The organism is Paraburkholderia sp. UCT2 (assembly GCF_014397665.1).
In the GTDB taxonomy this organism is placed as follows: domain Bacteria; phylum Pseudomonadota; class Gammaproteobacteria; order Burkholderiales; family Burkholderiaceae; genus Paraburkholderia; species Paraburkholderia tuberum.
In genome coordinates this window covers 50,508-73,106 of record NZ_VZQO01000039.1, presented here as the reverse complement: position 1 = coordinate 73,106, position 22,599 = coordinate 50,508, and the positions used below count along the sequence as shown (strand labels likewise).

At 64.7% G+C, this 22,599-nt stretch carries 23 protein-coding genes; 10 read left to right on the top strand and 13 right to left on the bottom strand.

Annotation, left to right across the window (positions count from 1 at the left end):
• Positions 1-281 precede the first annotated feature (281 nt).
• From F6X39_RS26880 to F6X39_RS26845, 8 genes are all read left to right on the top strand, one after another.
• Positions 282-1,298, top strand: coding sequence for an anti-sigma factor family protein (locus F6X39_RS26880; protein ID WP_187618806.1), 1,017 nt, complete (start codon positions 282-284; stop codon positions 1,296-1,298).
• Between the two features lie 190 nt (positions 1,299-1,488).
• Entirely contained in the window at positions 1,489-1,863 is a 375-nt protein-coding gene (rpsF, locus tag F6X39_RS26875; RefSeq protein ID WP_013089311.1) for a 30S ribosomal protein S6, read from the top strand.
• A 69-nt stretch (positions 1,864-1,932) separates the two neighbouring features.
• Positions 1,933-2,232 carry a primosomal replication protein N gene (gene priB, locus F6X39_RS26870; RefSeq protein ID WP_008922420.1) on the top strand — a complete coding sequence of 100 codons (300 nt, stop codon included), beginning with the start codon at positions 1,933-1,935 and terminating at the stop codon, positions 2,230-2,232.
• A 2-nt stretch (positions 2,233-2,234) separates the two neighbouring features.
• Positions 2,235-2,510, top strand: a complete 276-nt coding sequence (gene rpsR, locus F6X39_RS26865; protein WP_013588504.1) for a 30S ribosomal protein S18 — start codon at positions 2,235-2,237, stop codon at positions 2,508-2,510.
• A 27-nt stretch (positions 2,511-2,537) separates the two neighbouring features.
• Positions 2,538-2,990 carry a 50S ribosomal protein L9 gene (rplI, locus tag F6X39_RS26860; protein ID WP_187618805.1) on the top strand — a complete coding sequence of 151 codons (453 nt, stop codon included), beginning with the start codon at positions 2,538-2,540 and terminating at the stop codon, positions 2,988-2,990.
• A 169-nt stretch (positions 2,991-3,159) separates the two neighbouring features.
• Positions 3,160-4,548, top strand: coding sequence for a replicative DNA helicase (locus F6X39_RS26855; RefSeq protein ID WP_090804563.1), 1,389 nt, complete (start codon positions 3,160-3,162; stop codon positions 4,546-4,548).
• 115 nt (positions 4,549-4,663) lie between these two features.
• Positions 4,664-5,290 carry a DUF47 domain-containing protein gene (locus F6X39_RS26850; RefSeq protein WP_090804567.1) on the top strand — a complete coding sequence of 209 codons (627 nt, stop codon included), beginning with the start codon at positions 4,664-4,666 and terminating at the stop codon, positions 5,288-5,290.
• Entirely contained in the window at positions 5,290-6,300 is a 1,011-nt protein-coding gene (locus tag F6X39_RS26845) for an inorganic phosphate transporter (RefSeq protein ID WP_187618804.1), read from the top strand. The genes F6X39_RS26850 and F6X39_RS26845 overlap by 1 nt, the downstream gene beginning before the upstream one ends.
• Positions 6,301-6,442: 142 nt before the next feature.
• Here the strand turns inward: F6X39_RS26845 and F6X39_RS26840 are convergent, their stop codons facing one another.
• The 13 genes from F6X39_RS26840 to F6X39_RS26785 all read right to left on the bottom strand — a co-directional run bounded on the left by F6X39_RS26840 (position 6,443) and on the right by F6X39_RS26785 (position 19,465).
• Entirely contained in the window at positions 6,443-7,249 is an 807-nt protein-coding gene (locus tag F6X39_RS26840; protein WP_187618803.1) for an SDR family oxidoreductase, read from the bottom strand.
• A gap of 51 nt (positions 7,250-7,300) precedes the next feature.
• Positions 7,301-8,452, bottom strand: coding sequence for a C40 family peptidase (locus F6X39_RS26835; RefSeq protein ID WP_187618802.1), 1,152 nt, complete (start codon positions 8,450-8,452; stop codon positions 7,301-7,303).
• 212 nt (positions 8,453-8,664) lie between these two features.
• On the bottom strand, positions 8,665-10,512 hold the full coding sequence (locus F6X39_RS26830; protein WP_187618801.1) for a PhoH family protein: 1,848 nt from the start codon (positions 10,510-10,512) through the stop codon (positions 8,665-8,667).
• A 103-nt stretch (positions 10,513-10,615) separates the two neighbouring features.
• Positions 10,616-10,750 (bottom strand): hypothetical protein, encoded by a 135-nt coding sequence (locus tag F6X39_RS37035; protein ID WP_260321379.1) that lies wholly within the window; start codon positions 10,748-10,750, stop codon positions 10,616-10,618.
• A 117-nt stretch (positions 10,751-10,867) separates the two neighbouring features.
• Positions 10,868-11,329, bottom strand: coding sequence for a peroxiredoxin (locus F6X39_RS26825; protein WP_187618800.1), 462 nt, complete (start codon positions 11,327-11,329; stop codon positions 10,868-10,870).
• A 177-nt stretch (positions 11,330-11,506) separates the two neighbouring features.
• Positions 11,507-12,400, bottom strand: coding sequence for a polysaccharide deacetylase family protein (locus F6X39_RS26820; protein WP_187618799.1), 894 nt, complete (start codon positions 12,398-12,400; stop codon positions 11,507-11,509).
• A 10-nt stretch (positions 12,401-12,410) separates the two neighbouring features.
• Entirely contained in the window at positions 12,411-13,457 is a 1,047-nt protein-coding gene (locus tag F6X39_RS26815; protein WP_187618798.1) for a bifunctional UDP-4-keto-pentose/UDP-xylose synthase, read from the bottom strand.
• The gene (locus tag F6X39_RS26810) at positions 13,454-14,383 is read right to left on the bottom strand and encodes a formyltransferase (RefSeq protein WP_187618797.1); all 930 of its coding nucleotides are present in this window, start codon (positions 14,381-14,383) and stop codon (positions 13,454-13,456) included. The genes F6X39_RS26815 and F6X39_RS26810 overlap by 4 nt, the downstream gene beginning before the upstream one ends.
• Complete coding sequence (locus F6X39_RS26805; protein WP_184029067.1) at positions 14,380-15,423, bottom strand: glycosyltransferase; 1,044 nt, start codon at positions 15,421-15,423, stop codon at positions 14,380-14,382. The genes F6X39_RS26810 and F6X39_RS26805 overlap by 4 nt, the downstream gene beginning before the upstream one ends.
• A gap of 6 nt (positions 15,424-15,429) precedes the next feature.
• Positions 15,430-16,581 carry a DegT/DnrJ/EryC1/StrS family aminotransferase gene (locus F6X39_RS26800; RefSeq protein WP_187618796.1) on the bottom strand — a complete coding sequence of 384 codons (1,152 nt, stop codon included), beginning with the start codon at positions 16,579-16,581 and terminating at the stop codon, positions 15,430-15,432.
• A gap of 176 nt (positions 16,582-16,757) precedes the next feature.
• Positions 16,758-17,129, bottom strand: coding sequence for an SMR family transporter (locus tag F6X39_RS26795; RefSeq protein WP_013089326.1), 372 nt, complete (start codon positions 17,127-17,129; stop codon positions 16,758-16,760).
• 24 nt (positions 17,130-17,153) lie between these two features.
• Positions 17,154-18,995 (bottom strand): ArnT family glycosyltransferase, encoded by a 1,842-nt coding sequence (locus F6X39_RS26790; RefSeq protein ID WP_187618795.1) that lies wholly within the window; start codon positions 18,993-18,995, stop codon positions 17,154-17,156.
• 95 nt (positions 18,996-19,090) lie between these two features.
• Positions 19,091-19,465, bottom strand: a complete 375-nt coding sequence (locus tag F6X39_RS26785; protein ID WP_090804589.1) for an Mth938-like domain-containing protein — start codon at positions 19,463-19,465, stop codon at positions 19,091-19,093.
• Between the two features lie 445 nt (positions 19,466-19,910).
• Between F6X39_RS26785 and F6X39_RS26780 the strand changes: the two genes are divergently transcribed.
• Both F6X39_RS26780 and F6X39_RS26775 read left to right on the top strand, forming a co-directional pair.
• On the top strand, positions 19,911-21,158 hold the full coding sequence (locus F6X39_RS26780; RefSeq protein WP_316251726.1) for a pyridoxal phosphate-dependent aminotransferase: 1,248 nt from the start codon (positions 19,911-19,913) through the stop codon (positions 21,156-21,158).
• A 102-nt stretch (positions 21,159-21,260) separates the two neighbouring features.
• Positions 21,261-22,592 carry a homoserine dehydrogenase gene (locus tag F6X39_RS26775; RefSeq protein ID WP_187618793.1) on the top strand — a complete coding sequence of 444 codons (1,332 nt, stop codon included), beginning with the start codon at positions 21,261-21,263 and terminating at the stop codon, positions 22,590-22,592.
• Positions 22,593-22,599: the final 7 nt, after the last annotated feature.

The following is a 22,599-nucleotide window of genomic DNA, read 5'->3' as shown; positions in this document are numbered from 1 at the left end:
GCGCAAAGGCGGGCAGGGTGGCCCGCGCGGGTCGACGCAAGCGCCGCTGGAGCAGGGGGCGCAGTCCGGGCGAGTCGTGCAGTCGGCGGCAGTCTCGCCCTCGGGGTCGTCCACGCCCTGCGCGCCGTCCGACCGGCCGCCGCGAAGTTCCGGCGACGGCCGCGCGGCATCATCGGCGGTCGTGCCCGCCACCGCAACAGTGACGCAACTCCGGGCGTTTGCCGACGGCCGGCCCCTCAACATTCCCGGCGCTGCCGCCGACCCCGCTCAGGAGACGCCGGATGGACTGTAACGAAGCTCGGCCGCTCCTCGATGCGAATGCCGATCACGAACTGCCGGCGCCCGATGCGCGCCGGGTCCAGCAGCATATCGAGAGCTGCGACGACTGTCGGCGCGCGAGCGACAACCTGCGCGCGCTGAGCGGCGCGCTGCGCGCGGCGCCGTATCATCGGGCGCCGCAGTCGTTGCGGGCGCGGATCGTGGCGGGCTTGCCCGGCGCGGTCGAGGGAGGAACTGCGGGGTTGGCCACGACGGCGGCGCCTGAAGATGCGGAGGAGGAGTCTACCGGCAGCGCTAGCGCCGGGATGACCGACATGGCGACGTACGAACCTCAGCGTCAGCGTCGCTGGGCGCGGCGGCCCGCGTGGGTCGACCGGTGGCTCAGTGGCTTCAGCGGTCCGGGTCGCTCGGGCGATTCACGCGGCCGGCTAATCGGCTTCAACGGACCGCATGCCGCCGGCGGCGCCAACCGCGTGGTCGCGCGCGGCGGTCTCGCGGTGCTCGTGATCGCGCTGTGTGCGGCCACCGCTGTCCTGACGCTGACGCTGCGCGGTCCCGCCGAATTCACGCTATTCACCGACGAACTCATCGAAAGCCATGTGCGCGCGCAGGTTTCCGGCCGCGACATCGACGTAATTTCGACCGACCGTCACACGGTCAAGCCATGGTTCAACGGTCGGCTCGACTATTCGCCGCCGGTCGAGGACCTCGCGGCGGCCGGCTTCGCGCTGGAGGGGGGCCGGCTCGACTACCTCGCGCACCAGCGGGTCGCGGTGCTCGTGTACCGCTACGGCAAGCACGTGATCGACGTGTATGTGTTTCCGCAGTCCACGACGCGTGGCATTGACGGCGCGGCGCCGGCATCGCTCGCCCACGACGGCTATTCGATCGCGCACTGGGACGCGGCGGGCATGACCTGGTGGGCGATCTCGGACGCCGCACCCGATGCGCTCAAGGGACTCGAAGCGGCGCTCAGAGCGCGTTTGCAGAGCGGCAGCCAGCGCACGGAAGCGGGTTGAGGGGCAAGAACGGCCCGACTTCCGCGACCCAGCCCCTAAGCTCTTGAAAACACATCCGATTCCGCCGCCGAATCGGCGGAATTCCTTGCAACCCGTCCCCATTCGGGTTAGACTCTTCGGCTTCTCACTTGCCGCACCGGTTCCGACGCCCGGGCGGCTTCTATCCAAAAGTCAGCACAAGGAGTGTGTAATGCGTCATTACGAAATCGTCTTTATCGTGCATCCCGATCAAAGCGAGCAGGTGCCCGCCATGATCGAGCGTTACAAGAGCACGATCACGTCGCACGGTGGTCAGATCCACCGCGTCGAAGACTGGGGCCGTCGCCAACTGGCCTACATGATCGAGAAACTCGCGAAGGCTCACTACGTCTGCATGAACATCGAGTGCGACCAGACCACGCTCGACGAGCTGGAACACGCATTCAAGTTCAACGACGCCGTTCTGCGTCACCTCATCGTCAAGATGAAGAAGGCCGAAACCGGCCCGTCGCCGATGATGAAGGAAGTGCAGCGCGAAGAAGCCAAGAAGTCGGCAGCAGCTCAGCCGACCGAAGCGCAGGCTTAAGACTCGTTATTTAAGCTGCCAGACACGCAGCGTCGCTTCGCTCACGTACACGAAGACATAAACAGGTACATGAACCGGCTGCAACTTACGGCGAGCGTCGTCGAACGCGAACCGGTGCGGTACACCCCCGCCGGCGTTCCGATTGCAAGCTGCACGTTGCACCACCGCACGGAAGTCGTCGAGGCGGGCATTGCCCGTCAGGTCGAACTGACCATGCAGGCGGTCGCCGCGGGCGAAGCGAGCGGTAAGCTCGAAAACTGTCAGATGGGCGTCGAAACGCTCTTCACAGGTTTTCTGGCTAAAAAGCACCGTAACGCGCGAACTCTGGTATTTCACATCACAGCATTGCAGGACATTGGAAAGGACTAATCATGCCCCGCCCGACTGGTAAGAAATTCGACAAGCGTCGTCAGCAACAGAACCCGCTCTTCAAGCGCAAGAAGTTCTGCCGTTTCACGGCTGCTGGCGTCGAGTACATCGACTACAAAGACATCGAAACGCTGAAGGACTTCATCGGCGAGAACGGCAAGATCACGCCGGCACGTCTCACGGGTACCAAGGCGCATTATCAACGCCAGCTGGACACGGCTATCAAGCGCGCACGTTTCCTCGCGCTGGTGCCGTACACCGACCAGCACAAGGCCTAACCCGACGACGCGATAAGGAGCATCCGAATGCAAATCATTCTTCTGGAAAAAGTCGTCAATCTGGGTAACCTCGGCGACATCGTGAAGGTCAAGGACGGTTACGCACGTAACTTCCTGATCCCGAACAAGAAAGCTCGCCGTGCAACGAAGGAAGCCCTCGCTGAATTCGAAGTGCGCCGCGCAGAACTCGAAAAGCACGCCGCTGAAAAGCTGGCAGCCGCTCAGGCTCAAGGCGAAAAGCTGGCAGGCCAGACCGTTCAGGTCAATCAGAAGGCTGGCGTCGACGGCCGTCTGTTCGGCTCGGTGACGAACGCCGACATCGCCGAAGCGCTCGGCAAGCAAGGCTTCGCAGTGGAAAAGGCGCAAGTGCGTCTGCCGGAAGGCCCGCTGAAGATGGTTGGCGAGCACCCGGTTCAGGTTTCGCTGCACACCGACGTTCTCGTCGATGTGACGGTGGCCGTGATCGGCGAGCACGTCTAAGCCGACCGCATCTAAGCATCAGGCAGGATCAGCCAGCGTATTGCTGGTGAAGAGCAGGGGCCGGGAAACCGGCCCCTGCTTTTTTTGTGCCCGACTATCTCTCGTCTATCCCCGTATTTGCGTTTTTTCCGCTCGCAGCCGTCGCCGGATTGCCCGATAATTCCTCCCCATGAACGCACCGTCCAAAGATCCCCAACTCGAGTCGCTGAAAGTCCCGCCGCATTCGATCGAAGCCGAGCAATCGGTGCTGGGCGGCCTGCTGCTCGATAACGCGGCCTGGGACCGCATCGCCGACTTCCTCGCGCAAAGCGACTTCTACCGCTACGACCACCGCATCATCTTCGAGCACATCGGCAAGCTGATTGCGGCCACGCGGCCGGCCGACGTGGTCACCGTCTACGAAGCGCTCGGCACTTCGGGCAAGGCGGAAGAGGTCGGCGGCCTCGCTTACCTGAACGCGCTCGCGCAGAACACGCCGAGCGCGGCCAACATCCGCCGCTATGCGGAAATCGTGCGCGACCGCGCGGTGCTGCGCCGGCTCGTGTCCGTCGCCGATGAAATCTCCGCCGACGCGTTCAACCCGCAAGGCAAGGAAGTCCGGCAATTGCTGGACGAAGCGGAATCGAAGGTGTTCTCGATCGCCGAAGACGGCGCGCGCGGCACCCAGGGCTTTCTCGAGATCGGGCCGCTGCTGACCCAGGTGGTCGAGAGGATCGACACGCTGTATCACACCGCCAATCCGAGCGACGTGACCGGCACGCCGACCGGCTTCGTCGATCTGGATCGTATGACCTCGGGCATGCACGGCGGCGAGCTGATCATCGTCGCGGGCCGTCCGTCGATGGGTAAGACGGCGTTTTCGATGAACGTCGGCGAATACGTCGCGGTCGAGTACGGACTACCCGTCGCGGTGTTCTCGATGGAAATGCCGGGCACGCAGCTCACGATGCGTATGCTGGGCTCGGTCGGCCGGCTCGATCAGCATCGCATGCGAACCGGGCGCCTGACCGACGAGGATTGGCCGAAGCTCACGCACGCGGTGCAGAAAATGAGCGAGGCGCAGATCTTCATCGACGAAACCGGCGGTCTGAACCCGATGGAACTGCGCTCGCGCGCGCGCCGGCTATCGCGCCAGTGCGGCAAGCTCGGACTGATCATCATCGACTATCTGCAGCTGATGAGCGGCTCGTCGTCGGGCGAAAACCGCGCGACCGAAATCTCGGAAATCTCGCGTTCGCTGAAGAGCCTCGCGAAGGAGCTCGACGTGCCGGTGATCGCGTTGTCGCAGCTGAACCGCGGTCTCGAGCAGCGGCCCAACAAGCGGCCAATCATGTCGGACCTGCGCGAATCGGGCGCTATCGAACAGGACGCCGACGTGATCCTGTTCATCTACCGCGACGAAGTGTACAACCCGGACAGCCCCGACAAGGGCACCGCGGAGATCATCATCGGCAAGCAGCGGAACGGTCCGATCGGTCCCGTTCGGCTCACTTTCCACGGCCAATACACGAAGTTCGACAACTTTGCGGGCGCGCAGAACTTCTACGGCGGCGAGTGACGCAAGGCGCCGTGGGCTGTTGTAACGGCGCTGTCGCGAGCGCGGCAATGATGGCGGAACGGTACAATATGGCGGTTTTATGTCAGCCATAACGTGACCCATTTCCAGGATCCCAATGTTCGGTCGATTCATGCCCACCGAGGGCAAGTTCTTTGAAATCTTCAATTCGCACGCAACGTGCATCATCTCGGCAAGCCGCGAACTCGAGCTCCTGATCGACAATCTGCAGGACGCCGAAACCCACAAGCAGAACGTACAAAAGGCCGAGAAAGCGGCCGACAAGCTCACGCACGAAGCCATCGACCTGCTGCACAAGACCTTCATCACGCCGCTCGACCGCGACGAGATCCACAAGCTGATCACGACGATGGACGACATCCTCGACCTGATGGAGGACGTCGCCACCGCGATCTCGCTGTATGACGTGCAAGCGGTCACGTCGGAGGCGAGCCAGCTCGCGCATATCTGCACGGCAACCTGCGAGCGCGTGCAGTTCGCGGTCAGCCTGCTGTCGGACATGAAGCAGGCGAGCCAGATCCTGAAGGCCTGCGAGGACATCGACCGGCTCGAATCGGAAGCCGACAGCGTGCTGCGCGCGGCGATGTCGAAGCTGTTCCGCGAGGAAGACGACGTCAAGGTCCTGATCAAGCTCAAGGCGATCTACGAGCTGCTCGAAACGATCACGGACAAGTGTGAGGATGTGGCCAACATCATCGAAGGCATCGTGCTGGAAAACGCATAATGCAATCGATACAACTCGCTATTTGGGTCGTCACCGGCCTGGTTGCCATTGCTTTGGTGTTCGACTTCATGAACGGTTTTCACGACGCGGCGAATTCGATCGCCACGGTCGTGTCGACCGGCGTGCTGAAGCCACAGCAGGCGGTGGCGTTCGCGGCGGCGTTCAACGTCATCGCGTATTTCGTGTTTCACCTGAAGGTGGCCACGACCGTCGGCAAGGGCACGATCGACCCGGACATCGTCGACCACTACGTGATCTTCGGCGCGTTGGTCGGCGCGATCGCGTGGAACGTAATCACCTGGGTCTACGGCATTCCGTCCAGCTCGTCGCACGCGCTGATCGGCGGCCTCGTGGGTGCGGCGCTCGCGAAGTCGGGCTGGGGATCGCTGAACTGGGATGGCCTGATGAAGACCGTCGCGTTCATCTTCATTTCACCGCTGCTCGGCTTCGTGCTCGGCTCGTTTTTCATGCTGCTGGTGTCGTGGCTGTACTTCCGCACGCCGCCTAGCAAGGTCGACCGTCGCTTCAGGCGTCTGCAATTGTTCTCCGCTGGCCTGTACAGCCTGGGTCACGGTGGCAACGACGCGCAGAAAACCATCGGCATCATCTGGATGCTACTGATCGCCACCGGCTTCGCGTCGATGAAGGCGGACGCGCCGCCGCTGTGGGTGATCGGCAGCTGCTATCTGTCGATGGGTCTCGGTACGCTGTTCGGTGGCTGGCGCATCGTGCGCACGATGGGCCAGAAAATCACGAAATTGAAGCCGGTCGGCGGCTTCTGCGCGGAGGCGGGCGGAGCGATCACGCTTTTTACCGCCTCGGCGCTCGGCATTCCCGTCTCTACCACGCATACGATCACCGGCGCGATCGTCGGAGTCGGCGCGACGCAGAAGCTGAGCGCGGTGCGCTGGGGTGTCGCCGGCAACATCGTCTGGGCCTGGATTCTGACGATCCCGGCTTCCGCGGTGCTGTCCGGCGGGGCCTGGTGGCTGGGCCACCACTTCCTGTAATCACCATGCGATGCATGGCCTGCGCTGCCGGGTTCGGCTGAGTTTGGCTGAACAGCACGCGCGGGCTTCGGCTACATGCCGCCCATGGCATCGCACCGGTGTCCCTACGCAGTTCGACTAAAAAGCGCGTTGCACGACGCGTTCAGATCAGCGGCGCATTCGCACCATCCATCGGAATGATCGCGCCCGTCACATAGCTCGCGCGGCGGCTCGCGAGGAACAGCGCCACGTCGGCGATTTCCTCCGGCTTTGCATAGCGCCCGAGCGGCATCCGGGCCTGGCCGCGCGCCAGCGCTTCGTCATTGCCGATGCCTTGCTGCGCCGCTTCCAGCCGGACCGCTTCCTCGACGCGCTCGGTCAACGTCGAGCCCGGATTGATCGCGTTGATGCGGATGCCATAGCGCGCGTAGTAGTGCGCGAGGCCGACGGTCGCGAGCATCAGCGCCGCGTTGGCCGCGCCGCCTGCGATATGGATGTCGCTCGCGACCTTGCCGCCCATGCCGATGATATTGACGATCGTGCCCGGCTCGGCACCGCCGTTGGCTTTCGCGCGCTCGGCCATACGGCGCAGCACTTCCTGCTGCGGATAGATATACGGGAAATACTTCGCTTCCATCGTCGCGCGGAATGCGTCGGCATCGAGCGTCTCGGGGTCGTACCGGCGCGCGGCGCCGGCACTGTTGATCAGCACGTCGATCGGGCCCACGGCGGTGCTGACTTCCTCGACGATATCGGCGGCGCTGTGCGCTTCGTGCAGGTCGGCGCGCGTGCGGTGCACGTGGAATCCTTCCTGTTTCAGCTGTTCGTAGGCGCGCGCAAGGTTGGCGGGGTCGCGCGACACGATCGCGACCTTCGCGCCTTCCTGTGCGAAGGCGCGCGCGCACGCGAAACCAATGCCTTTGCTGCCGCCGGTGATGAGCACTACCTTATTTTTGAGCCCGAGTTCCATGGTCGTTACCCGCCGTCGAAAGAATATCGATGACGATAGCAGATCACGGCGTCAGAAGTTGCCGTTCGCGAAACGGGCGATCGGGTCGTCGTTGCTTTGCGTGGGTGCGGGCACGCCGTGGGAAGCCGTCGACGCACGCATGAGCTGCACGGATCCAGTGCCTTCGGTCTGCTGCATCTGCCGCGCCTGGCGTTCCGCGATGGAGGCGGGTGGCGGCGGTTCGAATGCATCGGCGGCGGCGTCGATCGGGTCGGGCGAAGGTTGGGCAAGGGTGCGGGCGGTCGTCGCGGACTGCATCGGTTGAGCGGGCGAACGAGCGCCGCTTTCATACGTGCTCGCCTGAGCCGCGGGGACCATCGTCGCTGCCACGGCGCCCGCTGAGCGTGCCTGCAACTGCGCGGCGCCGAGGCCGGACGGCGGCGGCTCGAATTGATCGGCTTGCACGACGGGCGTGCCGCCGCCTGCACGGGTCGCCGGCGTCGCGCTCGCGACCGGCCGGGCCGTTGCCATCGACGGCGCGCTGGACAGCGCCGTCGGGCCCGCGTAGGTCGACGCTGCCGGAACTGCCACGGTTGTTGCCGTGCTCGTCGCCGCGACCGCAGCACCTCGCTCGGTTTGCGGCGCCGCAGCCTGATAGCTCGGCGTATCGAACGGCGCCGGCGTTGCCGCCGGTCCCGCCATCCGGCGGATGCCGTCGAAGCGCTTCGCCCAGTAGGGATTGGTCAGATAGTCGAGCCGCACGGTGCCGCCCGTCGATGGCGCGTTGACGAAGCGCAGCTTGCCCACGTAGATGCCGACGTGCGAATGCGCGCGTCCGGTCGTGTTGAAAAAGATCAGATCGCCTGGCGCGATTTCGTCCGGTTCGATCGATTCGCCGCGCCCGCTCATCTCGGCCGTCGTTCGCGGCAGGTTCACCGACGCCGCGCGCAGCACGACGTACCGCACGAGCCCGCTGCAATCGAAGCCGCTGTCGGGCGTATTGCCGCCCCAGCGGTAGGGCACGCCGACAAGACTCATCGCCTGAATGGAGATTTCCTCGCGGCCGATGCTGTGATCGACGAAGTGGGGAAAGCCGGGCGGCGGCGCGCGATAGGCGCCGTTCGCGACGACGCTGCCGCCTGACCCGCGCGACGTCTTCTGCGGCGCGCCGGCACAGGCGGCGAGCAGCAGGACGGGCAGCAGCGATAAGGCGAGTCGGCGCATGAAGACGGCACGGGCGGTAAGCGCCCATTTACTCACTGACGATGTCGGGATGGTAGCCGCCCAACAAGGCTGCGGCAAGAATTGTTGATAAATTACTTGAGGTTTGTGCGCTAAGTGTTGCCGGCGGGGAACGCCGGTGCAATAAAAAAGCCGCGTCCGGAACGAACCGGACGCGGCCTGCGATCAAACGCCGGAAAACAACCGGCAAACCTCTAGAGAATCTCCGACGCGTAGTCAGCGAGGCGCGAGCGCTCGCCGCGCGCCAGCGTCACGTGTCCGCTGTGCGCCCAGCCCTTGAAGCGATCGACCACATAGGTCAGGCCCGAACTGCCCTCGGTCAGGTAAGGCGTATCGATCTGCGCGATGTTGCCAAGGCAGATGATCTTCGTGCCCGGACCCGCGCGCGTGACGAGCGTCTTCATCTGCTTCGGCGTCAGGTTCTGCGCCTCGTCGATGATCAGATACTTGTCGACGAACGTGCGGCCGCGCATGAAGTTCATGCTCTTGATCTTCAGGCGCGAGCGGATCAGCTCCTGGGTCGCGGCGCGGCCCCATTCGCCGGCGGCGTCGTCGGTTTTCTGCAGCACTTCGAGGTTGTCGTCGAACGCACCCATCCACGGCTGCATCTTTTCCTCTTCGGTGCCCGGCAGAAAGCCGATGTCTTCTCCGACCGGCACCGTCGCGCGCGTCACGATGATCTCGTTGTAGCGCTTGTCGTCGAGCACCTGCGCGAGACCCGCCGCGAGTGCGACCAGCGTCTTGCCGGTGCCGGCCTGGCCGAGCAGCGTGACGAAGTCGATGTCCGGATTCATCAGCAGGTTCAGCGCGAAGTTCTGCTCACGATTGCGCGCCGTGATGCCCCACACGTTGTTCTTGTGGTGGCCATAGTCACGCAGCGTTTGCAGCAGCGCGGTCTTGCCGTTCAGTTCGCGCACCAGCGCATGAAACGCGGGCTCGCCGTTCTGCGGCTCCAGATAAACGAACTCGTTGACCAGCATCGATGCGCACAGCGGACCCGTCACGCGGTAGTACGTGGTGCCGGTTTTCGTGTCCTGCCAGCTTTCCATGCCCTTCGCGTGCCTGGTCCAGAAGTCTTGCGGCAGCGCGCGGATGCCCGTGTACAGCAGGTCGCTGTCCTCGAGCACCTGGTCGTTGAAGTAGTCTTCGGCGGGCAGACCGAGCGCATGCGCCTTGATGCGCATGTTGATGTCTTTCGACACCAGCACGACCTGGCGATCCGCGCGATCGCGCTGCAGCGCGCGCACGACGCCGAGGATCTGGTTGTCGGCCTTGCCTTCGGGCAGACCTTCGACCGGCTCGATCGCGGTCAGCCGGGTCTGGAAGTACAGCCGCCCGGACGCCTCGCGGCTGCCCAGACGCGCGAGCGAAATGCCGTCGGCCATGTCGCCCGCGTTCGCGACGAGCGCGTCGAGCGTGCGGCTCACCTGACGCGCGTTACGCGCGACTTCCGACATTCCCTTCTTGTGGTTGTCGAGCTCTTCCAACGTCATCATCGGCAGATAGACGTCGTGCTCCTCGAAGCGGAACAGGCAGCTCGGATCGTGCATCAGCACGTTGGTGTCGAGCACGAAAAGCTTCTGCACCTCGGCTGGCGTGGCGCCCGTGCCACGTTTCTTGCGCGTGGCGGCAGGGCTCGCTGCGGCGGGCGCGGCGGCTGTTTCGTCCGTGCGCTGCTTCGCGGCAGGCGCGCGTGCGACGACCGGCTGCGCTTCGGCCGCGTCGGCTTCGAGCTGCGCTCGCGCGGACGGAACCGGCTGCAACAGCGCGGCGGTCTGCCTCGCCTTGCGGCCGCGCGCGGGCGCGGGTTGCGCGGCGGGCGGCGACTCGACGGCGGGCACGGGCCACAACGTGGTGGCGGCGTTGGCAGCGTGCGCCATCGGTGTGGCGACATTGACGCGGCCGTAATCGGCCGACTCTGCGGATTCCCCTTCACGCGCCTGTTTTTTCGCGGTGGAGCGCGCGGGCGTGACGGCTTTGGCCTTGTATTCGTCAGGCGACAAAAGATTGCCGAGCTTGTTGGGGGGAGTAGGCAAAGGCATGGTTTCCCTCGGAATGATCGGGTCACATATCGTGCGCCGCCCGTCGCATTCTGACGATGCCCTCATGGGACATCGAGTTTGCGCGAGGAGGCGCGCATTCGGTCTAGAGATGCCGGTTCGCCTGGTTTTCGATAGGCTCCTTGACGGAAGCGCGTGAACCAATGAACGAACGGTCGCGCGCAATTAAAAAAGCCGCCGCCCCGGCATTCGGGGCAAGCGGCTCGACGATGATGCTCACGTTGCGCCTCACGCTCCGAACGGCACCGGTGGATCCGGTCAGGCGGCCGTCAGGGCTGGCGCAGCGGAGAACAATGTGGGGTGGACAGGCACTCATTGCGGGCCAATATAACGCGCATCAAAGCGCTTGTACAGCCTCCAGAATGTCGTCGACGTGGCCCGGCACTTTAACGCCGCGCCACTCCCGGCGCAGCACGCCATCGGCGTCGACGAGGAACGTGGAGCGCTCGATGCCCCGTACCTCTTTGCCATACATTTTCTTCATTTTGATGACGGCGAAGAGGGCGCACAGCGTTTCTTCCGGGTCGGAAATCAGCGGGAAGGGCAGTTCGAGCTTAGCCTTGAAGTTGTCATGCGAACGCAGGCTGTCGCGCGACACGCCGATCACTTCCGCGCCGGCTTTCTTGAACTTCGGATACAGATCGCGGAACTGCAACCCTTCGGTCGTGCAGCCCGGCGTGTTGTCCTTCGGGTAGAAATACAGCACCACCTTCTTGCCCCGCAGCTTTGACAGCGTGATTTCGCCGCCCGTCGCGGCGGCGGTGAAGTCGGGGATGGGTTGGTCGACTGCGATGGACACGAGATTCTCCGGTTATTGGGGCTGGCGTCGCTAGGTGCCGCGGCGTCGGCCGGTCTGTCGTCGAGGTTGTTGTTGTTCGGGAATACGGTCGGCGCGCGGTTGTCCGATCGTCAGACCCGGCAAGGAAGCGGGTAACAGGCGGGGCGCGCCTTCTAACGACTCCCGCGTCGCGGGCCTTCAGGGCTGGACGATCAGTTCGCCGGAGCGTCCCGGAATCTCGCCCCACGCGACAGGGTACGATGGCAGCGTGTCGCGGTCTAGCGTGGCGTAGTAATCGCCCATCGTCGCGAACGTGTGGCCCTGGGCGCGCCAGCCTTCGAGCAACTGTTCGAAAACCGGCGCGAGTTTCTGTCCTTCGAGTTCCGCGTGTAGCGTGAACACCTGGTCGTGCGGATTTTTTTCAGTTTGTTTCAGCATCCACGCGGCGACGTTGTGCGTATCGACACCATCGACACCGAGCACTTCGTCGAGCGTCGGGAGCGTGGTCGGCATCTGCACGTGCTTCAGCGTCCTGCCGTCGACCACCGGCAGATATGGCGAGTGGCCGCGGCCGTCGGAAGCGTAGCGCATGCCCCACGCGTCGATCTGCTCGAACGCGTGGCCGTTCATCTGCCAGCCCGCGGCGCCGTGCGTGACGGGCGGCGCGCCGAATATCTCGATGAACCGCGCGTGGCTTAGCTGCATCTGCGCGACGGTCCACGCGCGATCTTGGGCGCGCACGTTGTCCTGCCAGTACACGTGATCCCACGTATGGATGCCGCACTCGAAGCCGGCTTCGTGGATCGCGCGCATCTCGGCCGCGGCCTTCGCGCCGATGTCCGGACCGGGCAGCAGCACGCCGTACATCAACTGCCTGACGCCGTAATGCTCGACCACCGACGTGCGCGACACCTTCTTCAGAAAGCCCGGCCGCAGCACGCGGCGCATCGCCCAACCGGTGTGGTCGGGCCCGAGGCTGAACAGGAAGGTGGCGCGGGCCTTGAAGCGGTCGAAGATGCGCGCGAGATTCGGCACGCCTTCGCGGGTGCCGCGCAGCGTGTCGACGTCGATCTTCAGGACGATGCGAGCCAAGGACGCGCCCTTATTGCTGTTCGACGAGTGCGCGGGCTTCCGCGACGTGGCCGCGATACGCTTCGAAAATCTTGCGCAGCGCTTCGTCGAAAGTCGACGTGGGTGCCCAGCTAAGTTCCTTCTTCGTGTTGTCGATCTTCGGCACGCGGTTCTGCACGTCCTGATAGCCGTTGCCGTAGTACGCGCCCGACGACGTTTCGACCAGTTGCACCTTCCTGGCCGAGTCCGCGTATTCGGGGAATTCGGCCGCGAGTGCCAGCATCTTGTGCGCGAGCTCACGCACCGAGAAGTTGTTGATCGGGTTGCCGATGTTGTAGATCTTGCCGGTGGCGATGCCGTTCCTGTTCTCGATGATCTTCATCAGGGCGCTGATGCCGTCGTCGATGTCCGTGAACGCGCGCTTCTGCGCGCCGCCATCGACGAGGCTGATGTTCTCGCCGCGCACGATGTGGCCGAGGAACTGCGTGACCACGCGCGAGCTACCTTCCTTCGGCGTGTAGATCGAGTCGAGGCCCGGGCCGATCCAGTTGAACGGACGGAACAGCGTGAAGTTCAGGCCTTCCATGCCGTAGCCCCAGATCACGCGGTCCATCAGCTGCTTCGAGCACGCGTAGATCCAGCGCGGCTTGTTGATCGGGCCGTACGACAGCTGCGATTCTTCCGGATCGAACTGCTCGTCCGTGCACATGCCGTAGACCTCGGAGGTCGACGGAAACACCAGATGCTTGCCGTACTTGACGGCTGAACGCACGATCGGCAGGTTCGCCTCGAAGTCGAGTTCGAACACGCGCAGCGGCTGCTTCACATACGTTGCGGGCGTGGCGATCGCGACGAGCGGCAGAATCACATCGCACTTCTTGACGTGATATTCGACCCATTCCTTGTTGATCGTGATGTCGCCTTCGAAGAAGTGCATCCGCTCATGATTGACGAGGTCGCCGAGACGTTCGGTCTGCATGTCCATCCCGAACACTTCCCAGTCGGTGGTTTCGAGAATGCGTTTGGACAGGTGATGGCCGATGAAGCCATTCACACCCAGAATCAGGACTTTTTTCATGAATGAGATTGGATGAGCTGGGCGAATTCCGCCGGACTGACGGCAGACTCACCGCCATCGTGCTGGTGCCGCAATTCGTGGATGTTGATCGCGCGGCCGTCGCCGCAGATCGCGAAAACGGCATTATCGCTTACGTGCAGGCCCGGGGGCAAATCCGAGCGGAGCGCGCCGGGCGCGGCCAGACGCGCGCGCGCGACGATGAAACGGCGCCCGTTCAGCTCGGTGAAAGCGCCCGGATACGGCGGCGCGACCGCGCGGATCAGGTTGTAGACCTGTTGCGCGGACTGATTCCAGTCGATGCGGCCGTCTTCCGGTTTGCGCCCGCCGTAGTAGCTGCCATGCGCGAGATCGTTCGGCAGATGCGGCGCCTCGCCCGCGAGCAGCGCCGGCAGCACGCGCCACAGCGTTTGCTCGGCGGCGACCGTGACCTTGTCGAAGACCTGCGCGGCGGTGTCGTCGGGCAGGATCGGCACCGGTGTTTGCGCAATGATCGCGCCGGCGTCGGGCTTCGCGGCCATTTCGTGCAGCGTTGCGCCGGTTTCGCTTTCGCCGTTGAGCACCGCCCAGTTGGTCGGCACGCGGCCGCGATACTTCGGCAACAGCGAGCCGTGCATGTTGTAAGCGCCCCGTGCGGCGATCGCGAGCAGGTCGAGCGGCAACATGTGGCGGTAGTAGAACGAGAAGATGAAGTCCGGCCGCGCGGCGCTCACCGCGGCGCGCAGTTCGGGGCTCTTCGGATCGGCCGGCGTGACGACGGCAATGCCGTGCCCGGCTGCCACCGATGCGACGCTGCCGAACCAGATGTTCTCGCTCGGGTTGTCTTCGTGGGTCACGACGAGCGCGACCTCGACGCCGCGCGCGAGCAGGACCTGCAGGCAGCGCACGCCGACGTTGTGATACGCGAATACGACGGCGCGCGGCTTCATGGATGGTGTCCCTGGTCGGCGACCGGCACCGGCTGCACGCCTTGCACGACGGTCTGACGCGGCGCTTCGGCGACGGCCCCGCCGTCGCGTTGCTCGAGAATGGTCTGCACCAGATAACGCGGCCGCGCACGCACCTGCTGATAGATCCGGCCGATGTATTCACCGAGCAGGCCGAGCGCGAAGATGATCACGCCGAGCAGGAAGAACGTGATGGCGAACAGCGTGAACACACCTTGCACTTCCGCGCCGATGATGAAACGGCGAATCAGCAGCAGGACGAACAGCGCCGCAGACCCTAGCGACAGGATCACGCCGATGAACGACAGCCATTGCAGCGGCACCACCGAGAAGCCGGTGACGAGGTCGAAATTCAGACGGATCAGCGAGTACAGCGAGTACTTCGACTCACCGGCGAAGCGTTCCTCGTGCGCGACCTCGATTTCCACCGGATTCTGCGCGAACGTGTACGCGAGCGCCGGGATGAACGTGTTGATTTCGCCGCAGCGGTTGATCGTATCGACGATATGGCGGCTGTAGGCGCGCAGCATGCAGCCCTGGTCGGTCATCTTGATGCGCGTGATGCGCTCGCGCAGATGATTCATCGCGCGCGACGCCTTGCGGCGCCACAGGCTGTCCTGGCGCTGCCGACGGATCGTGCCGACGTAGTCGAAACCTTCGCGCATCTTCGCGACGAGCTTGCCGATTTCCTCGGGCGGATTCTGCAGGTCGGCGTCGAGCGTGATCACGATGTCGCCGCGCGACTGCTCGAAGCCCGCGAGAATCGCCATGTGCTGGCCGTAGTTGCCGTTCAGCAGGATCACGCGCGTGGTGTCGGGGCGCGCGCGGAACTGCCCGGCGAGCAGCGCCGCGGATTTGTCGCGGCTGCCGTCGTTGATGAAGATGACTTCATAACCGGTGCCGAGCGCGTCGAGCGCCGGATAGAGGCGCGCGAACAGCGCGGCCAGTCCGGCTTCCTCGTTGTACACCGGAATGATGATCGACACTTCCGGTGCGACGGCGCGATGTTCCGAATAAGTCATGTCCGCTTATTTTCCGTAGTGTTCGCAAATTTCGTTGACCGCGCGGCACACGCGCTCGACGTCGCCTTCGTTCATCAGCGTGAAGAGTGGCAGCGTGACGGTGGTGGCGCCGAAGCGCTCCGCGTGCGGGAACATGCCTTCCTTGAAGCCGCGCGCGCGGTACAGGGAAAACAGGTGCAGCGCCGGGTAGTGCACGCCCGAGCCGATGCCGCGCTCCTTCAGCTCGCCCATGAAGCCGGCGCGGTCGAGCGACAGTTTTTCGAGCGGCAGCGTGATCTGGAACATGTGCCAGTTGCTGTTTTCGAAGTCCGCGGGCGGCAGGCCGACGCCGAGCCGAACGGCCGCGCCGCCTTCGAATTGCGCGAAGTACGCGCGCACGAGCTTCTTGCGCTGCGCGATGAAGCGCTCGAGATGCGGCAGCTGGCCGAGGCCGACACGCGCGGCGACGTCGGTCAGGTTGTACTTGCCGCCGAGCACGTCGCAGTCCATGCCGTCGAAGCCGGTGCGCGTGATGCCCTGCAGCCGGTACTTCTGCGCGAGCACCGCTTCTTCCTCGTTGTTCAGCACCAGCGCGCCGCCTTCGACCGAGGTCAGGTTCTTGTTCGCGTGGAAGCTGAACGACACGATGTCGCCGAGCTTGCCGATGCGCTCGCCATTCCAGGTGGAGCCGAACGCCTGCGCGGCGTCTTCGATCACGCGCAGCTCGTGCGCGCGGGCGATCCCGTACAGACGGTCCATGTCGACCGGCAGGCCCGCCAGGAACACCGGCAGCAACGCCTTGGTGCGCGGCGTGAGCGCTTTTTCGAGCAGGTCGAGATCGATGTTGCGCGTGATCGGGTCGATGTCGGCGAACACTGGCGTCGCGCCGGTTTCGAGGATCACGTTGCAGGTCGACACCCAGGTGGCCGGCGTCGTGATCACTTCGTCGCCGGGACCGACGCCGGCGATGCGCAGGCCGATTTCGAGCGTCGCGGTACCGGAATTGAAGGTGCGCACCGGGCGGCCGCCGCAGAACTCGGACAGCGCGGCCTCGAACTTCTGGTTCTGCGGGCCGGTGGTGATCCAGCCGGAACGCAGCACGTCGGCGACGCCCTGGATCGTTTCCTCGTCGATCTCGGGTTTGACAAACGGCAAAAACGGGACTTGTGACTGGCTCATGAATGCATCGCTCGATTGAAAGGGGCGCGGCCCGACGGGCGCGAAGTAAACCACAAACTACCCGCAAACCCAAGGCCGCGGCTTAAAAAACGCAACCGCTCAGCTTACCGCGGCCTACCTTACGTCACGCTTAGGCGGCGCGTGTGCCGCGCCGGTTCCTACGCGGGGCGCCGCGCCTAGCTGCGCGCGAGCACGACCACGCCGACGAGAATGATGCCGATGCCGACCAGCTTCTGCACCGACATCACTTCGCCGAACAGGTACCACGCGGCGATCGCGTTGACGACGTAGCCCAGTGACAGCATCGGATAGGCGATCGACACGTCCACGCGCGAGAGCCCGATGATCCACACCGCCACGCTGATCACGTAGCAGGCGAGCCCGCCGATGATCGGCGGCTGGGTTGCCAGCTTGAAGCCGATGGGCAGGATGTTCGCACGGGTGAATTCGAAGTGTCCAACGGCATTCGTGCCGGCCTTGAGCAGCAGCTGCGCGCCGGCATTCAGCGTGACGCCGGCCAGGATGCAGAACAGGGAAATCGGGTTCATCGAACGGTCTGGTTCTCGAAAGGGTTAGGGCTTTGCCGCGGGCGTGGAGACGGGGGCCGGCGTGGCCGATGCCGCGGGCCTCACTTCAACGGCTGCCGAGGCGGCGTTAGCGGGGGTAGCGGGCGCTGCTGCCGCCGCTGCGGCCGGGGCGGCGGCAGCAGCGTCGGCGAGCGGCTTCATCACCACCACGCGGCGCGGATCGCGCGCGATCACCTGCATCGGCACGCCTTGCTTGACGAGGCGCTCGTAGGTCGGCGGCGGGATCAGCGCGAGCGCGTAGGGATCGGCCTTCCAGCGCTCGATCCACGCGTCGACCGTCGGCACCCATTTTTGCGGCTCGACGGACACGCCGAATGCGAGCTCGTCCGGGTGGGCGACCATGATCATCGTGTGGCCGATGTAGAACGGCAGCGTGTGGTCGAGCACGCCGACCGAGTAGAACGGCGTGTCGGGCGGCAGCTTCGCGAGCTCGGCCTTGATCGCGGGCGCGAGCGGCGCGCCGGAGCTCAGGCGCCCGAACACGTCGTGGCCGGTGCCCGCGATGGTGCCGAGCAGCAGCCAGCCCGCGCCGAACGCGGCGAGGCTGCCGAGACCGACTCGCGCGTTGGCGCCCACGCCGCCCTGGCCGCGGCGGTTCAGCCACAGCGCGAACAGCGTGAGCACGAACGCGACGGCGAGCGCGGCGAGTACCCACACGCGGTATTCGGCATACAGCTCGGCTGGATTGCGCGCAGTGCCGAAGCGCGGCAGGAACAGCGCCGCGAACGCGGCGACCACGAAAAACAGCGCGTAGCCCGCCAGATGCCGGCGCAGCTGCTCGCGCGTGACGAGCGGCAGATACATGCCGATCAGCATGGCGATCGGCGGCGCGATCGGCAGCGTGTAGGACAGCAGCTTCGAGTGCGACGCGCTGAAGAACAGGAAAATGAAGACGATCCACGTGAGCATCAGCGTGACCGGCGCGAAGCCGTTCGGCTGACGCGGCTGGCGCCACGCGTGGCGCACGCTTTGCACGGTTACCGACAGCCACGGCAGGAAGCCCACCAGCAGTACTGGCACGAAGTAGTAGAACGCGCCGGGGCGATTCTGCTCGGGCGTCAGATAGCGCTTGAACTGCTGAACGACGAAGAAGAAGTTCAGGAATTCCGGATTGCGCTGCTGCACGAGGACGAACCACGGCGTCACGATCGCGAGAAAAACGATCAGCCCGCTCACCAGATGCAGACGCTTCCACAGCGCCCAGTCGCGCGCGATCAGCGTATAGAGCACCAGCACCGCGCCCGGCAGGATCAGCCCGACCAGGCCCTTGGAGAGCACCGCCAGCGCCATCGACGCCCAGCACACCCACATCCAGCCGCGCACGCATGGGGGCCGCAGGTTCGGGCGCTGGGCGAGCAGCAGCGCGCACAGCGTGAGCGCCATCCAGAGCGACAGGCCCATGTCGAGCGTATTGAAGTGGCCCATCAGGTTCCAGTACGGCGAACAGGCGAGCACGAGTGCCGCGAACACGCCAGTCGCCGCGTTGAACACGCGGGCGCCGGTAAAGCCGATCAGCAGTACGCCGGCGAAGCCCGTCAGCGCGGTGTAGAGGCGCGCCTGCCATTCGCCGATGCCGAACCACGCGAACGTCAGCGCGTTCGCCCAGGTTTGCAGCGGCGGCTTCTCGAAGTACTTGTAGGCGTTGTAGCGCGGCGTGATCCAGTCGCCGGTCAGGAACATTTCGCGCGCCATTTCGGCGTAGCGGCCTTCGTCGCTCGGCAGCAGATGGCGCCAACCAAGCGGCACGAACCAGATCACGGCGAGAACCAGCACCAGCAACAGGATCGCGGTGCGATTGAGCGGTAGCCTCGACGGCGTATCGTTCATGAAATATCAACCCTTCTTGTTATCGACGGCGCGCGCACGGGCGCGCCGCGGGGGGCCAGAACCGGGCCGGCCGGGTGCGCCGGCGCCAGGCACGCTCAGGCCTCGATCAGCAACGCGGCCGCGACCTTGCGGCCCTCGGCCATCAGAATGTTGTAGGTGCGGCAGGCGGCCTTGAAGTCCATCGTTTCTACGCCGATGCGTTTCGCGGTCAGCGCGGCGGTCAGGCGCGGGTGCGGGAAGCGCAGCCGCTCGCCGCTGCCGAACACGACCACTTCGGGCGCGGCGTCGACCAGCATCGCGAAATGCTCGGCGCTCAACTGCTCGAACGACGAGACGGGCCAGGGAATGACCGGCGCGTCCGGCAGCACGAGAATACTGCCCGCGTGACGCACCAGATTGATTTCGACGTAGTCGGCGCCGTAGCCGGTAACGGTATTGAGCGCGCCGCTGGAATCCTGATGTAATTTCAAATTGGTTTTCCGAAGTCGTCGTGAGACGTCATGCGTGTTGCCGGCCTGGCTGCACGTCGCACAGGCCGCGCGGTTCGACGCGTGTGACACACGAGAAGGCCGAAAAGGCTTGCCGATGCGGGTGGTGCATTGCGGAAGTCGGCCAAAATCCGCTAAATTATAACTTTTTAGCCGCCTTGCGGCGCCCCTCGCTCAAGTGCCGCCACAAGCCGCGCTGGGCGCATCGCCGTGGCCCACCGGCCACCTGGGTTGGCATCGCCCGCTTTCGCTGCGTTTTTTTTCACGCCGGAACCCGAAAAGCCGCGGCCGCTCGACAGTTCGACCCCATTTCGCGACTGGCCGCCGTCGCGTCCGAATTCCCCCGTAGCGGTGAATCCGCGCGGCCCGGCGTCGTCAGCCAGGCCCCGTTTGCCCAAGGTTTGCCCCAGCCATCAACCAGGATGAAGTGCCCGCCGTGAAACCGATTCTCAAATCCAATAAGTTGTTGAATGTCTGCTACGACATTCGCGGGCCCGTCCTCGAACATGCGAAGCGGCTCGAAGAAGAGGGTCACCGCATCATCAAGCTGAACATCGGCAATCTGGCACCGTTCGGCTTCGAGGCGCCGGACGAGATCATTCAGGACATGATCCTGAACCTGCCCAGCTCGTCGGGCTACTCCGACTCGAAGGGCGTGTTCGCCGCGCGCAAGGCGATCATGCACTACACGCAGAAAAAGGGCGTGCACGGCGTCGAACTGGACGACGTCTACATCGGCAACGGCGCGTCCGAGCTGATCGTGATGGCGCTCCAGGGCCTCGTCAACGACGGCGACGAAGTGCTGCTGCCCGCGCCCGATTACCCGCTGTGGACCGCCGGCGTGAGCCTCGCGGGCGGCACGCCGGTGCACTACATCTGCGACGAGTCGAATAGCTGGATGCCCGACCTCGATGACATCCGCGCGAAAATCACGCCGAACACGCGCGCGCTGGTCGTGATCAACCCGAACAACCCGACCGGCGCGCTGTACTCGGACGAACTGCTGCTCGGCCTGATCGAGATCGCGCGCCAGCACGGCCTCGTGATCTTCGCCGACGAGGTGTACGACAAGATCGTCTACGACGGCAAGACGCACACGTCGATGGCGTCGCTGTCCGAAGACGTGCTGACCGTCACGTTCAACAGCCTGTCGAAGAGCTACCGCTCGTGCGGCTATCGCGCCGGCTGGATGGCCATTTCGGGCCTGATCGGCGAGAACCGCCGGCTCGCGAAAGACTATCTGGAAGGGCTCGGCATTCTCGCGTCGATGCGGCTGTGTCCGAACGTGCCCGGCCAGTACGCGATCCAGACCGCGCTCGGCGGCTATCAGAGCATCAACGACCTGATCGTGCCGGGCGGGCGCCTGTACAAGCAGCGCGAGCTCGCCTACGACATGCTGACGGCGATCCCCGGCGTGAGCTGCGTGAAACCCGAGGCGGCGCTGTACATGTTCCCGCGCCTCGACCCGAAGGTGTATCCGATCCAGAACGACCAGCAGTTCATCCTCGACCTGCTGCTCGAAGAGCGCGTGCTGCTCGTGCAGGGCACTGGCTTCAACTGGAAGACGCCGGATCACTTCCGTGTCGTGTTCCTGCCGAACGTCGACGACCTCGCGGATTCGATCAACCGGATCGCGCGCTTCCTCGACGGCTACCGCAAACGTCACACGGCCTGAGCCGGCCTCGCGTACGATGTGGCGCCTGATGTGTCAAATGAGGCGCGCCGCTCGTGCCACCCCCGACACCCTTTTCAAACCTCTACTAGAAACACACGCTGCATGGAACCGATCAAAGTTGGACTGCTGGGCTTCGGCACGGTAGGCAGCGGGACCTTCACGGTACTGCGCCGCAATCAGGAAGAAATCAAACGTCGCGCGGGTCGCGGCATCGAGATTGCGCGCATTGCCGTGCGCAACCCGGCCAAGGCGACCGCGGCGCTCGGCGGCGCAGCCGGCAGCGTGGCGCTGACCGATGACTTCAACGCGCTCGTCGACGATCCTGCGATCGCGATCGTCGCGGAAATGATCGGCGGCACCGGCATCGCGCGCGACCTCGTGCTGCGCGCGATCAACAACGGCAAGCACGTGGTCACCGCCAACAAGGCGCTGCTCGCGGTGCATGGCACGGAGATTTTCGAGGCGGCGCGCGCGAACGGCGTGATGGTCGCGTTCGAGTCGGCGGTGGCGGGTGGCATTCCGATCATCAAGGCACTGCGCGAAGGGCTGACGGCGAACCGCATCCAGTACATCGCGGGCATCATCAACGGCACGACGAACTACATCCTGTCGGAGATGCGTGACCGCGGGCTCGATTTCGCGACCGCGCTGAAGGCCGCGCAGGAGCTCGGCTACGCGGAAGCCGACCCGACCTTCGACATCGAGGGCGTCGACGCGGCGCACAAAGCGACGATCATGAGCGCGATCGCGTTCGGCGTGCCGGTGCAGTTCGACCGCGCGTACGTCGAAGGCATCAGCAAGCTCGCCGCGATCGACATCAAATACGCCGAGGAGCTCGGCTACCGCATCAAGCTGCTCGGCATCACGCGACGCACCGACAAGGGCATCGAGCTGCGCGTGCACCCCACGTTGATTCCGGAAAAGCGCCTGCTCGCGAATGTGGAAGGCGCGATGAACGCCGTCGTCGTGCATGGCGACGCGGTCGGCACGACGCTGTACTACGGCAAGGGCGCGGGCGCCGAGCCGACGGCTTCCGCCGTGGTCGCCGATCTCGTCGACGTGACGCGTCTGCACACGGCCGACCCCGAGCACCGCGTGCCGCATCTGGCATTCCAGCCGGACAGCCTGTCGAACACCCCGATCCTGCCGATCGAAGAAGTCACGAGCGGCTACTACCTGCGTTTGCGCGTCGCCGACGTGACCGGCGTGCTCGCCGACATCACGCGCATTCTGGCGGACACCGGCATTTCGATCGACGCGCTGCTGCAAAAGGAATCGGAGCTCGTCGACGCGAACGGCAAGGGCGAAACCGACATTCTGCTGATCACGCACGAGACGGTCGAAAAGCAGGTCAATGCCGCGATCAGGTCGATCGAGGCGCTGCAGACCGTTGTCTCGCAAGTCACGAAGCTGCGCATGGAAGCGCTGAACTAGGCCGAAC

Coding starts and splice junctions, on each gene's coding strand:
- F6X39_RS26880 (WP_187618806.1), top strand. CDS start 282: ATGGACTGTAACGAAGCTCGGCCGCTCCTCGATGCGAATGCCGATCAC.
- rpsF (WP_013089311.1), top strand. CDS start 1,489: ATGCGTCATTACGAAATCGTCTTTATCGTGCATCCCGATCAAAGCGAG.
- priB (WP_008922420.1), top strand. CDS start 1,933: ATGAACCGGCTGCAACTTACGGCGAGCGTCGTCGAACGCGAACCGGTG.
- rpsR (WP_013588504.1), top strand. CDS start 2,235: ATGCCCCGCCCGACTGGTAAGAAATTCGACAAGCGTCGTCAGCAACAG.
- rplI (WP_187618805.1), top strand. CDS start 2,538: ATGCAAATCATTCTTCTGGAAAAAGTCGTCAATCTGGGTAACCTCGGC.
- F6X39_RS26855 (WP_090804563.1), top strand. CDS start 3,160: ATGAACGCACCGTCCAAAGATCCCCAACTCGAGTCGCTGAAAGTCCCG.
- F6X39_RS26850 (WP_090804567.1), top strand. CDS start 4,664: ATGTTCGGTCGATTCATGCCCACCGAGGGCAAGTTCTTTGAAATCTTC.
- F6X39_RS26845 (WP_187618804.1), top strand. CDS start 5,290: ATGCAATCGATACAACTCGCTATTTGGGTCGTCACCGGCCTGGTTGCC.
- F6X39_RS26840 (WP_187618803.1), bottom strand. CDS start 7,249: ATGGAACTCGGGCTCAAAAATAAGGTAGTGCTCATCACCGGCGGCAGC.
- F6X39_RS26835 (WP_187618802.1), bottom strand. CDS start 8,452: ATGCGCCGACTCGCCTTATCGCTGCTGCCCGTCCTGCTGCTCGCCGCC.
- F6X39_RS26830 (WP_187618801.1), bottom strand. CDS start 10,512: ATGCCTTTGCCTACTCCCCCCAACAAGCTCGGCAATCTTTTGTCGCCT.
- F6X39_RS26815 (WP_187618798.1), bottom strand. CDS start 13,457: ATGAAAAAAGTCCTGATTCTGGGTGTGAATGGCTTCATCGGCCATCAC.
- F6X39_RS26810 (WP_187618797.1), bottom strand. CDS start 14,383: ATGAAGCCGCGCGCCGTCGTATTCGCGTATCACAACGTCGGCGTGCGC.
- F6X39_RS26805 (WP_184029067.1), bottom strand. CDS start 15,423: ATGACTTATTCGGAACATCGCGCCGTCGCACCGGAAGTGTCGATCATC.
- F6X39_RS26800 (WP_187618796.1), bottom strand. CDS start 16,581: ATGAGCCAGTCACAAGTCCCGTTTTTGCCGTTTGTCAAACCCGAGATC.
- F6X39_RS26795 (WP_013089326.1), bottom strand. CDS start 17,129: ATGAACCCGATTTCCCTGTTCTGCATCCTGGCCGGCGTCACGCTGAAT.
- F6X39_RS26790 (WP_187618795.1), bottom strand. CDS start 18,995: ATGAACGATACGCCGTCGAGGCTACCGCTCAATCGCACCGCGATCCTG.
- F6X39_RS26775 (WP_187618793.1), top strand. CDS start 21,261: ATGGAACCGATCAAAGTTGGACTGCTGGGCTTCGGCACGGTAGGCAGC.